Origin of the sequence: Kribbella rubisoli (assembly GCF_004217145.1) — a bacterium.
Lineage (GTDB): Bacteria > Actinomycetota > Actinomycetes > Propionibacteriales > Kribbellaceae > Kribbella > Kribbella rubisoli.
Map to the genome: position 1 here is coordinate 346574 of NZ_SHKR01000015.1, position 12606 is coordinate 359179.

Consider the following 12606-nt stretch of genomic DNA (forward strand, 5'->3'; position numbering starts at 1 on the left):
AGAGTGGAGCCATCGGAGCACCAACCAAGGAACGGAACTGAAATGACCACGATCCAGTTCACCGAGACCACCACCTCGACGCTTGATCAGTTCGTCGCCGCGCTGACCGACTTCAGGCCGGGGCGGGCGAAGATCTTCGCCAACAGTCACGACGACTACCTGAAGGTGCACGACGAGGGACCCGGGTACGCCGAAGTGCCCAGTTGCCTGAATCTGAGCGACGCACCATGAGGATCTTCCCCGACTCTTCGATGACGGCAGATGCCGCTACGACCAGAGAGTTTGGCCTCGGAGCGTCCGGATCGTTGGAGAAATCTGTTCTCATTCGTCGCCCACTACCTCTGCGGTCGCCCAAACGTTATCGAAGGACTCTTGGTAGTTGGCGATCAGCGTGCCGGTCGCGGCCCGCGCTTCAGGCCAAGCGGCTCGGTGGGGGACCTCCGTCACTTCTATCGAACCGGATCGCTTCTGCGGCGGTTGAACTCGGGATCGCGTGGCGACGATCAACGGTGCGACTGCGCATCATCCGTGACGTGTGCCTGCGCCGTTGTCGCTCGGCCCCGCGTCCGGGGGCCACGCGGTGGCCGGCTCCAGCAGCCGTCCCCGCACCCGGGCGGTGGTCTCCTCGTCGAGGAGCCGGCCGGTCAGGCGGCTCAACGCGGCGTCGACCTGGGCCCGGTCGTCGGCCAGCGGTATGTCCAGGCGCTCGCTGAGCCAGTCCTTCAGCGCGAGGGAGAACCGGTCCCACTCGCGCTGTCCCGTGTCGGTGAGGCTCCAGGCGCCGGGACCGCCGTTGAGGAAACCGGCCGAGACCGCGTTCTGGAATGCGGGCAGCAGAACCTCGGCGGGCACCAGGACCTGCCGGGCGATCGCGTCCATGTTCGTCGGTTGACGGTGGCGTTGGCGTAGGTGGACCTGCGCGACGCACCAGCCGTTGCCGATGTCCAGCATTGTGCCGGACCGTTCGCGGATCCCCGGAATCGCCGTCCGGCCCTCCTTGGCCATCAGTCGGGCGATGGCGATCTCGAGCTTGCATTCGGGGTCGAGCGGTTCCGGTGCGTTGAAGCCCTCACCGATGTCTGTCGCACTCGCGCGTGCGGCGTCGCGCAAGGGCACCTGCTTGAGGAAGAGCGCGAGCATCAACGCGATCACCGCGACCGGCACCGCCCACAGGAAGACGGTCTGGATGGTCACGGCATAGGCGTGGACAACGGGAGCGATGACGACGGTGGGATGGGAGTGCAGCCTTTCCGGGACCGCTACGTCGGCCGGGGGCAGCCGCGGTGACCTGGCCAGCGCTGCAGGCAGGTGCTGCGCGAGCTGGTTGGCGTAGATCGCGCCGAAGACCGCCGCGCCGAAGGACCCTCCGAGCGAGCGGAAGAAGGTCACCCCGGACGTCGCGACACCGAGGTCGCGGTACTCCGAGGTGTTCTGGACGATGATCGTGAGGATCTGCATGCACAGCCCGAGTCCCACGCCGAAGATGACGAGGTACGCCGAGAGGATCCAGAACGAGGTGAACTCGTCCAGCCGCGAGAACAGGTAGAGCCCCACTGCCATCAGGGCCGAGCCGGCGATGGGGAAGATCTTGTAGCGGCCGGTGCGGCCGACGATGGTGCCGGCTGTGGTGGATGCGGCGAACAGGCCGACCACCATCGGCAGGGTCCGTAGCCCCGAGGACGTCGCGCTGACTCCATGCACATACTGCAGGTAGGTCGGCAGGAACGTCATCGCGCCGAGCATCGCGAACCCGACGACCAGAGCGACCGCGGACGACACGACGAAGACCGGGTTGGCGAACAGCCGCAACGGAAGCATCGGCTCTCGGGCCGCTCGCTCGGCGAAGACGAACGCCACGATCGCGATGACCGAGACGATGAAGATGGCAATGATCTGCGGCGAGCCCCACGCCCACGTCTGGCCACCGAGGCTGGTCGCCAGCGTGAGGCCGCCGGCGCCGATCGCGACCAGCACGATGCCCAGGTAGTCGACGACCGGCTTCAGCTTAACCGTGACGGTGGGCATGGTCCGGGCCGAGATCAGGATGACCGCGATGCCGATCGGCAGGTTGACGTAGAAGCACCAGCGCCAGCTGAGGTGGTCGGTGAACAGGCCGCCGAGCAGCGGGCCGATGACGGTGGCGACGCCGAAGACCGCGCCGAGCATGCCCTGGTACTTGCCGCGTTCACGCAACGGGATGATGTCCGCGATCAGCGCCATGGCCGTAACCATCAGCCCGCCGGCCCCGATGCCCTGCACCGCGCGCCAGCCGACCAGCCAGGTCATCGAGTTGGCCAGACCGCACAGCGCGGAGGCGATCACGAACAGAGCCGTGCTGATCTGGAAGACCCGCTTGCGCCCGAACAGATCACCGAACTTGCCGGCCAGCACCGTCGCGATCGTGTTGGTGATCAGGTACGACGTCACAACCCAGGACACATGGGCTCCGCCGCCGAGGTCGCCGACGATGGTCGGCAGAGCGGTCGCCACGATCGTCTGGTCCAGAGCGGCCAGCAACATGCCCAAGGCGATGGTGCCGAACAGGACGTTCATCTGGCGCCGGCTCAGCTCCGGCGCAGCCCGCTCCTCGGTCGCTACCTCGACAGCCATAGCCCGCCTCCATGACCTCGCCGATCAGTCATTGCCTCATCATGGCCTGGATCCGGTCCCGATGGGTCAGGTGAGGACCAGGAACTAGGTCCAGCCGCTTCGGCCGGGTGTTCAACAGCGACACGTCCGGCGTCGCCCCCCACGCCGACTCCGCGCAGGCGAGCTCGGCGAGAGGGCCGTGGACGCCGCGCCGAGCGAGAACCAGGTCGCGGCGGGCAAGTCGTCCTTCTTCATCGGCGATGGTCCCAACCACATCCCCACCGTCCACGTCGCAGACCTTGCCCGTGCCTACTCGCCAGTCGGACGGATACGGACGCTGTGCATGACGGAGCGCCGGGTAGTCTTGCCGTCCTGCGGGTGGCTATCCGGGGCTCTTGTCTGAGATATGCGTTGAGACGAAGACAACCGATAAGGGCTCAGTCACCATCACTAGCCAACGGTTGCCGTGGGGATCGCACAACTCGACGTACTCTTCCCCGGTCTCGCAGCGGGAGACAGGGCTCAGAGCAGCTCCGCACGCCTCGAGCTCGGCGCGGGCCGACTCGAGGTCGTCGACCTTGAGTACGCCGCAGGCCGAGCCCGGCGTGGCGTCGGTGATACCCGTGCCGATCGAGGCCCATGGTGCGTTCCGCCGTACGCCGTCGCCCCGTGGAACACAATGGTGTACGTCAGGGTGCCAGCGCACCACGCAGCTGTCGGCGGGAGGTGATGCCTAGCTTCGAGAAGGTCTTGCGGAGGTGCCATTCGACTGTGCGGGGGCTGATGAACAGCTGGGCTGCGATTTCAGGGTTGGTCATGCCGTCGCGGGCCAGGCCGGCGATCTGCGCCTCCTGCGCGGTGAGGTCGTTGAGCGTGTCCGGGCGGCGCTTGCGAACGGTCTCGCCGGTCGCGAGCAGCTCGTGCCGGGCGCGCTCCGCGAAGGCTTCGAGGCCCATCTGTTCCAGGTGCTCGTGTGCGATCCGGAGCTGTTGGCGGGCGTCGACGCGACGGCCTTCGCGCCGCAGCCATTCGCCGTACTGGAGGTGGGAACGGGCGAGCTCGATCCGGAGGCTGGTCCGGCCGAGGTGCTCGATCGACTCGACGTACCCGCTCTCGTCGGCGCTGAGCAGGGCACGCACGCGCGCCTCGATGCCGAGCCCCCAGGCCGTCGGGGTGGCAGTCGTCCGCTCGGTCAGCCAGGCGAGGGCGCTCTCGACGAGCTTGGTGTCACCCGTCCTCGACGCGGCCTCGGCCAGCTCGCTGGCGGCGAGTGCGCCGTACCCGAGGACATCCTGTTCGAACACCTGCAACGCCGCGTCCTTGGCCACGTCGTACCGGCCGAGGCCGTTGTGCAGAACGGCATTCGTGTACGTCGCGAACGCCGCGATCCGGCCCTGCCCCTGGTCGGTCGCCCGTTGGATGGCTGTGTCGATGAGCTTGCGCGCTGTCGACTCGTTCCCGCGATACGCCTCGAGGAACAGCCGGCCGGTGCCGACGCTGGCGTTGCCGGTCGCCGCGGCGATGCCCGCGTCCTCCTCGACGAGGCGGGACACGGTCTCCAGCTCGCCGGTCGCGCAGAGCATGTTGGCCCGGAAGTTGAGCGCGAACTGCAGCTGTACGAGCGCACCGGTCGCGCGCGCGGTCCGCTCCTGCCGGGTCGCGAGCTCGAGCGCGGCCTCGTAGTCCCAGACCTCCACCGCGACGATGCCGATGCCGCGGTTGCCGGTGAGCCAGAACCAGTCTCCGACGTCGTCCGCGCCGACTTCGGCAGCGCGCGCTCGGTCGAGGGCCGCGACGAGGTGGGGCGCGGCCGCCGTGTAGCCGCGCGTGTAGCGCAGCGCGAGGGCCTCGAGCAGAACGTCGATCGGCGAGTCCGACGAGGCAGGCACGGGAGGCGTCTCGGCCGCCGCGTAGGCGACGATGCCCGGCGCGCTCGGGCCGCTCGCCCAGATGGCGGCCGACATCGCTTCGAGGTAGGCCACCCGGGCACGATCGGGATCGAGCGGCTCGAGTTGCTTGGCCGCGGCAAGCAACCCGCTGGCGGCCTCCCGCGGGCGGCCCTGGTCGAAGGCGATCTCGCCGCGCAAGTGTTCGACCTCGGCTGTCCGGAGCGGGTCCGGGGGACCGGCGGTCACCGCGCGGAGCAGCTCCAGAGCCGAATCGAGCGCGCCGGAGCTGCGCTTCGCCACCGCGGCTGCCAGCGTCCGTTGGGCTCTGCGGCCAGGGTCCGGCGTCAGCTCGGCGGAGCGTTGGAGGAACACCGCGGCCGAGTAGAAGCCGCCACGGCCCTGGGCCCGGTTCGCAGAGCGTTCGAGCTCGGCCGCGACGTCCTCGTCGGGTCGTACGGTCGCCTGGGCGCGGTGCCAGGCCCGGCGATCCGGATCGATCTCGGGATCGGTGACGTCGGCCAGGGCTTGATGCGCAGCCTGCCGGTCCTGGGCTGTCGCCGTCCGGTACGCCGCGGACCGCACCAGCGGATGCCTGAAGGCGATCTGCTGTCCGAACGTGATCAGCTCGGCCTCGATCGCCGCCGCGGCCGGATCGGCGCCCAAGCCGAGTCGTTCGACCGCCCGCCAGAGCAGCGTCGCGTCACCGAGCGGTTCGGCCGCGGCGACCAGGAGGAGCAGCCTGGTTTCGGCCGGCAGCGCTTCGACGCGTCGTACGAAGCTGTCCTCGATCTGGCTCGCGAGCGTCGTACTGCGGAGGCCGTCGGCGAGCTCGGCCGCGGTCCAGGTGCGGGGGAGTTCGAGCAGGGCGAGCGGGTTGCCCCGGGTCTCGGCGACGATCCGGTCGCGGACGCGCGGATCGACCGGACCCGGCAGCACCGAATCCAGCAGCGCTCGTGCGTCGGCGTCGTCGAGACCGCGGATCTCGAGCTCGTTGAACCCGGTCAGCTCGTGGTCGATGCCGTCGCGGACGGCGAACACCATCACGACCGATTCCGCGTCGAGCCGCCGGGCGACGAATGCGAGGATCCGCGCGGACATCAGATCGAGCCATTGCGCGTCGTCGACAACGCACAGGACCGGCTGCTCGGATGCCGCGTCGGAGAGCAGGTTCAGTACGGCGAGGCCGATCAGGAACCGATCCGGCGCCGGTCCGTCCTGCTGACCGAACGCGATCCCCAGCGCCTCGTGCTGCGGCGGAGCCAACCTGTCCATCCGGTCCAGGAACGGGCGGCAGAGCTGGTAGAGCCCGGCATAGGCGAGCTCCATCTCGGACTCGATGCCGACGATGCGCGCGACCATGCAGCTCTTGACGCTCGCCGTCAGCGCGTCGAGCAGCGCGGATTTGCCGGTGCCGGCCTCGCCACGGAGTACCAAGGCATCGCTGCGTCCCTGGCGTGCGGCCTCGAGCATCCCGTCCAGCACGGCGAGCTCGTGCGCCCGCCCCCGCAACTCACGCTCCGACACGCGATCAGGCTTTCACCGGCGTCACCTCGAAAGCAAGATTCAACAGACTGTTGACGGCTGGTCGTGTGTGTCCTAGCGTTTCGCGGAACGGAATACCGCTTCCGGGATGCGGTATTCCTCGCCGAGATGGAGTCCGCGGCATGCGACCAGAGGACCAGCGTTACCCGATCCGATCACTGGTGCTGTACGGCACCCAGCACATCCTGACCATGTACGGCGGGGTGATCGCGCCGCCGCTGATCGTCGGCGGCGCCGCGGGACTGCCGCCCGCCGATCTCGGTCTGCTCGTCACCGCCGGGCTGTTCCTCAGCGGCGCTGCCACGCTGCTGCAGACGCTGGGGATCGGGCCGTTCGGCGCCCGGCTCCCGATCGTGCAGGGCATCTCGTTCGCGAGCGTCTCGACGATGGTCGCGATCGCGTCGGACGGCGGCGTACGCGCGGTGTTCGGATCGATCCTGGTCGCCGGCGCGATCGGGTTGGTGCTGTCGACGTTCTTCGCGCAACTGGTCCGGCTGTTCCCGCCGGTGGTGACCGGCTCGATCATTACGGTGATCGGGTTGTCGCTGCTGCCGGTCGCGTTCACCTGGGCGATGGGCGGGGCCGGGTCGCCGCAGCTCGGGTCGCCAGGCAATGTTGGGCTGGCGGGGTTGACGCTGTTGATCATTCTGTTGATCAGCAGGCTGTTCCAGGGCGCTTTGTCCCGGCTGTCGATCCTGCTCGGCATCGTCATCGGCACCGTGGTCGCCACTGCGGTCGGGATGGCGGACTTCGGGAATGTGGGCCACGGACCGGTCGTGGCCTTGCCGCCGGTGCTGCACTTCGGTACGCCGACGTTCCACCTGGCCGCGATCATCTCGATGACGATCGTGATCGCGGTGATCATGACCGAGACGACCGCCGACATCCTCGCGATCGGCCAGATCGTCGGTACTCCGGTCGACGCCCGCCGGGTCGCCGACGGCCTGCGCGCGGACATGTTGTCGACCACGGTCGCGCCGCTGTTCAGCACCTTCCCCTGCAGCGCGTTCGCGCAGAACGTCGGACTGGTCGCGCTCACCGGGATCAAGAGCCGGTACGTCGTCGCCACGGGCGGCGGCATCCTCGTGCTGCTCGGCCTGCTGCCGATCGTCGGCCGGTTCGTGGCTGCCGTACCGGCACCTGTGCTCGGTGGTGCCGGCATCGTGCTCTTCGGGACGGTCGCGGCGAGCGGGATCCGGACCTTGTCGACGGTTGCCTACGACAACAACCTGAACCTGGTCGTGGTGGCGACCTCGTTGGCCTTCGGGGTGATCCCGATCGCCGCGCCGACGTTCTGGGACGCCTTCCCGTCGTGGGTCGGCATCATCATGCACTCCGGGATCAGCGCGGCCGCGCTGGTGGCCGTCGTACTGAATCTGTTCTTCAATGAACTACCGGTACTGCGGCGCGACCGCCCGTCGGTCGTCGCCGCGGCGCCGGAGCGAGGCGTGCTGTGAGTTTCAGTTCCGGTTGGTGATCTGCTGGAGTGCCCACGAGTTGCCGTCCGGGTCGCTGAAGAAGACGAAGCGACCCCAAGGGAACTCCTGGACCTCCGAGACCTCCACCCCGCGCCCGGTCAGCTCGGCCCGCGCCGCGTCCACATCAGCCACCACGATCTGCAACCCCCGGACGGATCCCGGCTCAGCCTGATCCATCCCGCTACCGAGCGCGATCGAGCACGCCGACCCAGGCGGCGTCAGCTGCACGAACCGCAGCTCGTCGCTCACCTGATGATCATGATCGGCCACAAACCCGACCTGCTCGGTGTAGAACGCCTTGGCCCGATCCACATCCGAAACCGGCACCGAAACCAACTCAAGCTTCCACTCCATGCCCGGCAACCTACCGCGCCGGGCGGGGGAGGTCAGGACGCGAAGCCGTAGCTCTTACTCGCGCTGGAGTTGGCGGAGGTTGGTCTTGGCTAGTTCGATCAGTTCGCCGGCGTTGCCGGAGAGGATTGTTCTGGTGGCAAAGAGGGTGAAGCCCTTGGCCTGTTCGAGGGTGATCTTCGGGGGGAGGGAGAGTTCTTCGCGGGCCGTGAGGACGTCGACCAGGGCCGGGCCGTCGTGGTCGAACGCGGCGCGCAGGGCCGGTTCCAGTTGGTCGGCGGTCTCGACGCGGGCGCCGTACAGTCCGGTCGCTTTCGCGATGCCGGCGAAGTCCGGGTCGTCGAGGTCGGTGGCGAACGTGACGATCCCGGCCGCCTTCATCTCGAGCTCGACGAACGACAGGGCGCCGTTGTTGAAGACCACGACCTTCACCGGGAGCCGTTGCTGACGCAGCGTCAGCAGTTCGCCGAGGAGCATCGCCAGGCCGCCGTCGCCGGACAGGCTGATCACCTGACGGTCCGGGTACGCCGCCTGCGCGCCGATCGCGTGCGGCAGCGCGTTGGCCATCGAGCCGTGGTTGAACGAGCCGATCAGCCGGCGTCGGCCGTTCATCTTCACGTAGCGTGCCGCCCAGATGCACGGCGTACCGACGTCTGCCGTGAACACCGCGTCCTCCGACGCCAGCCGGTTGATGGTCGCAGCGACGTACTGCGGATGCAGCGGCGACTCCTTGCGGCCCTGCTCGGCGAGCGCGTCCATCCGGCTCCGTGCGCGACGGTGATGGGCCGTCATCCGGTCGAGGTGATCCGAGTCGGTCTTCGACTTGATCAGCGGCAGCAACGCGTCGATCGTGGCGTCGACGGTCCCGACCAACGCCACGTCGACGGCCACCCGGCGACCGATGTTCTCTCCACGGACGTCGACCTGCACGACCGGCACGTCCTCGGGGTAGAACGGGCGGTACGGGAAGTCGGTGCCGAGCATCAGCAGCGCGTCACAGTGCTCCATCGCCCGGTAGCCCGAGCTCCAACCGATCAGCCCGGTCATGCCGACGTCGTACGGATTGTCGTATTCGACGAACTCCTTGCCGCGGAAGGCATGCACCACCGGAGCCTTCAGTGCCTCCGCGAGCGCGATCAGCTGGTCGTGCGCGCCGGCACAGCCCGCGCCGGCGAGGATCGTGACGGCCTTCGCACCGTTCAGTACGTCGGCGGCCGCGGCGAGCGGCTCGTCCGCCGGCCGGATGACCGACTGCGACGCCCGGATCTCGAGCGCCTTGGCACCACGCTCCGCCTGGGCCAGGAAGATCTCACCGGGTACGACGACGACCGCCACACCACGCCGTTCGAGCGCGGCGCGCATGGCCATCGCGAGGGTCCGGGGCAACTGTTCGGGGACGCTGACGAGTTCGGAGTACACACTGCACTGCCGGAACAGCTCCTCCGGACGCGTCTCCTGGAAGTAGCTCCCGCCGATCTCCTCGCGCGGGATCTGCGCGGCGATCGCAAGCACGGGTACGCCGCTGCGATTCGCGTCGAACAGCCCGTTGATCAGATGCAGGTTGCCCGGACCGCAGCTGCCGACACACACAGCCAGCTCACCCGTCACGGCCGCCTCACCGGCCGCGGCGAACGCCGCCGCCTCCTCATGCCGGACGTGCTGCCAGACAACCTCACCGTTGCGCCGCAGCGCATCGGTGAACCCGTTCAACGAATCCCCGGGAACCCCGAAAACCCGCCGCACCCCGGACTTGCCCAATGTCGCCACCACGACATCCGCAACCGTCTCAGCCACAGCACGCCTCCTCAGTCCGCTTGGAAACAACTTAGGAGAGAGGTCGCCCGGACACGACCCCGGCATGCCACAGAAGCGGCTCGGCTCATGCGAGCGGGGCCGAGCCACCAGCCTTTCGACCGGTGGCTCGGCCCCGCTCAACGAACTGTCAGAGCTTCGCGCACTGGCCCGACTTCGGGCCGGAGACCGAGTTGGGTTGGCCTGCGTCGGTCGGTGCGGGGTTGTTGCCGCTGCAGGCGAGTGGGCCGCTGATTCGGTTGCCGGAGACGATCGTCGAGCCGGTGTTGTTCTGTAGAGCGACCGGACCCTTGATCGTCGACGGTGCGCATTCGCCGGCGGGGTTGCCGAGCCAGACGCGGGTTCGGCCGGTCACGCTCACCGGGCCGGACACCGTCGTACCGCAGATGAGGACGTTGCCTGCGCCGGAGGCTGTCACCGGGCCGCGGAACTCTGATCCGCCGGCGTAGAGGCCGGCGCCTGCGGCGACGGTCACCGGTCCGGAGACCGTTGCGCCGTCGAAGCACGCGACGCCCGAGGTGATATTCAGCGGGCCGTTGTGCGTGCCGCTGAGCATCGTCGTACAGGCTGGGACGCCGGTCGCGACGAACGGCACGACCCAGGTCTGGGCCTGGCGGGTGTAGGTGACAGTGCCGTGATAGGTCCCGTCGGCGGGATAGGTGTGGCTCCCGCTGACGGTCATCAGGCTTCGGCCCTGACGTTGGCTTGTCACGTAATCGCGTCCCGCGATCGGAGCCGTTTCGGCTGCAGATCCGTCGCCCCAATCGATCGAGGCGGTGACCTCACCCGGCGGGATAGAGCCCGCGGCCAGGCGTCCCAGCGGGGCGTTGGTGACGGTGCGGTCGACGCCGAAGCGGGTGACCGTGCCCATCGACTCCGGCGTCCAGTTGACCTGGGCGATCGAGCCGTAGTTCACGTTCGCGAACGCCCACCGCGGCCCGGCGACGCTGAGTCGCTGCACGTACGAGTCGTAGTCCTGGGTCAGCACCTTGGGTGACCAGGCCTTCTCGAGGATCCCGGCCAGTCGCGGGAAGACCATGTACTCGTTGGTCGCCAGCCCGCGCATCTGCTCGCCCCAGATGGGCGCCTCGATGCCGATGATGTCCTCGGCCTTGGGTCCGCCGTACGCTGGTTGCGCCCAGACGGAACGGTACTTCTCGTAGACCCACTCCGGGTCCCATCCGTACGCCTTGTCGAGCTCGGTGCGCGGCGTGCGGCCGGGCGAACCGTCGTACCCGAAGTCGAGATACGCGTTCCACTCCGGGGTCGTGATGACCGGGCGGTGTTGGTTGAACCACTCGGGCTTGATCAGCGGCGGACCGCCGCCGGTGTAGTCCGACCAGTAGTGGTTGATCGACGTCGAGCCCGGTGCGTAGCCCTCCAGGGCCGGGTTCCAGCCCATCATCTGCTTGCCGTTGGCGTTGACGATCTTCTCCATCTGGCCGATCCACCACTTGTAGTCCTCGTGGGGCATGCCGATGGCCTCGTCGCCGCCGATGTGGATGATCGGTGCGGGGGAGATGGCCGAGAGCTGTGCGATCGCGTCCCGCCAGAAGGCGAGGGCCCGTTCGCTCGCCGGGTCGAGCGGGTTGGTGCAGAACCGGTCGGTCTGCGTCTGGCCCTGGCAGCCCATGACCGCGACGCCGCCCAGGGACCGGACCGCGGCCGTGGCGTGCGCCGGGCCTTCCAGCTCCGGGACGATCTCGATGAAGCGGTCGGCGGCGTACTTCACCAGGCCCTTGAAGTCCTCCTGGGTGTAGAAGCCGGCGATGCAGGCCGCTCCGTTGCAGCCGGTGCCGTCCAGGGCGGGGTAGCCCTTGATCTCGAGCCGCCAGGACTGGGAGTCGCTCAGGTGCAGGTGCAGCTTGTCACCCTTGAGCGCGGCCAGCTGGTCGATCATCGAGCGGATCTCGGCGACGGTCATGAAGTTGCGCGCCGGGTCCAGCTGCAGGCCGCGGTGCTCGTACCGCGGGTAGTCCAGCACCGTGATCGGCTGGACCGTCCACGGCCCGGTGCCCTCGGTCTGCGCGTTGATTGCCGCTGGCAACAGCTGCCGCAGGCTGGCGAACCCGTTGAACAGGCCGTGCGCCTGGGGAGCGACGATCTTCGCGCCGCCGCTGGAGACCGTGAGCGAGTACCCCTCGGCGGTCTTGTCGGCCGGCAGCCCGGCGACCGAGCCGGTGCTGAGCGCGATGTCGGCGGCGGTCGGCGAACCGGTCACGACCGGCAGGACGAACCCGGTGGCCGGGCGCAGGTAGCCCGCGAGCACCTCGGCCGTCGCGGTGAGCGCGCTGCTCGACACGACGATCCGGGAGGTGTTCGTGAGCTGCCACGGCTGGCCGGTGCCCGGAGTCTGCTTCACCGGCACGGGGATGATCTGCCCCACGGTCGGCGGCGGCTTCGGACCGGACCAGAGCTCGAACTCATTGATGGTGTACCCGACGGTCGACGTGGTGGCGAGCGCCTGCATCCGCACGCACGTGACCGGATCCTGGTGATCGATCACCTGGGAATCCTTGTCGGCCGGATTCACCACGTGGGCCACCGTCGTCCACGTCTGGCAATCGGCGTCGGTGGACACCTGCAGCTCGTACTCCGACGGCTTGGCCGGCGAGGTCCACCGGGTGAACACCTCGTACACCGGCGACGGCGTAGCAAGCTTCACCTGGAACCAGTCTTGCGTCGGGTCGTACCCGTTCCCGACCGACGCGTAGTTCGAGGTCCAGCCGTTGTGCACGAACACGTCGGTGGCGTTGGCCGGCGCGTACGTGAGCGCCGGCGCGGTCGTGCGCTGCGACTTCGCCGAGGCAACAGCACCCGGCAGCAGCGAGAGGTTGACGCTTTCAGAGCCTTCAGTGGTCATAGCGGTTGTCGTGGGTGTGCCCGCAGAAACCTGCGGGACGAGGACGGCGGCAACAAGCCCACCGATGGCAAGAGCGGGGACA

7 protein-coding genes are annotated in these 12606 nt (G+C 68.5%); 2 read left to right on the top strand and 5 right to left on the bottom strand.

Translation table 11 applies throughout. The features are described from left to right. The first annotated feature begins 42 nt into the window (after positions 1–42). The gene (locus EV645_RS31105; protein WP_130447615.1) at positions 43–231 is read left to right on the top strand and encodes a hypothetical protein; all 189 of its coding nucleotides are present in this window, start codon (positions 43–45) and stop codon (positions 229–231) included. 291 nt (positions 232–522) lie between these two features. On the opposite strand, the gene EV645_RS31110 is transcribed toward EV645_RS31105, so the two are convergent. Beyond that, on the bottom strand, positions 523–2610 hold the full coding sequence (locus EV645_RS31110) for an MDR family MFS transporter (protein WP_130447616.1): 2088 nt from the start codon (positions 2608–2610) through the stop codon (positions 523–525). Between the two features lie 668 nt (positions 2611–3278). Continuing rightward, positions 3279–6002, bottom strand: coding sequence for a helix-turn-helix transcriptional regulator (locus EV645_RS31120; protein WP_130447617.1), 2724 nt, complete (start codon positions 6000–6002; stop codon positions 3279–3281). 140 nt (positions 6003–6142) lie between these two features. On the opposite strand from EV645_RS31120, the gene EV645_RS31125 reads away from it, so the two are divergent. Beyond that, positions 6143–7477 carry a nucleobase:cation symporter-2 family protein gene (locus tag EV645_RS31125; protein ID WP_130447618.1) on the top strand — a complete coding sequence of 445 codons (1335 nt, stop codon included), beginning with the start codon at positions 6143–6145 and terminating at the stop codon, positions 7475–7477. A gap of 3 nt (positions 7478–7480) precedes the next feature. On the opposite strand, the gene EV645_RS31130 is transcribed toward EV645_RS31125, so the two are convergent. The 3 genes from EV645_RS31130 to EV645_RS31140 all read right to left on the bottom strand — a co-directional run bounded on the left by EV645_RS31130 (position 7481) and on the right by EV645_RS31140 (position 12524). Continuing rightward, on the bottom strand, positions 7481–7852 hold the full coding sequence (locus EV645_RS31130; RefSeq protein ID WP_130447619.1) for a glyoxalase superfamily protein: 372 nt from the start codon (positions 7850–7852) through the stop codon (positions 7481–7483). 54 nt (positions 7853–7906) lie between these two features. After that, positions 7907–9643 carry a ubiquinone-dependent pyruvate dehydrogenase gene (gene poxB / locus EV645_RS31135; RefSeq protein WP_242000778.1) on the bottom strand — a complete coding sequence of 579 codons (1737 nt, stop codon included), beginning with the start codon at positions 9641–9643 and terminating at the stop codon, positions 7907–7909. 148 nt (positions 9644–9791) lie between these two features. Next, a complete protein-coding gene (locus tag EV645_RS31140; RefSeq protein ID WP_130447621.1) occupies positions 9792–12524 on the bottom strand; it encodes a family 20 glycosylhydrolase in 2733 nt (910 codons plus the stop codon). Between the last annotated feature and the right edge of the window lie 82 nt (positions 12525–12606).

Bases quoted from the DNA above. Each gene is read 5' to 3' on its own strand.
- EV645_RS31105 (WP_130447615.1), top strand. From the start codon at position 43: ATGACCACGATCCAGTTCACCGAGACCACCACCTCGACGCTTGATCAG.
- EV645_RS31110 (WP_130447616.1), bottom strand. From the start codon at position 2,610: ATGGCTGTCGAGGTAGCGACCGAGGAGCGGGCTGCGCCGGAGCTGAGC.
- EV645_RS31125 (WP_130447618.1), top strand. From the start codon at position 6,143: ATGCGACCAGAGGACCAGCGTTACCCGATCCGATCACTGGTGCTGTAC.
- EV645_RS31130 (WP_130447619.1), bottom strand. From the start codon at position 7,852: ATGGAGTGGAAGCTTGAGTTGGTTTCGGTGCCGGTTTCGGATGTGGAT.
- EV645_RS31140 (WP_130447621.1), bottom strand. From the start codon at position 12,524: ATGACCACTGAAGGCTCTGAAAGCGTCAACCTCTCGCTGCTGCCGGGT.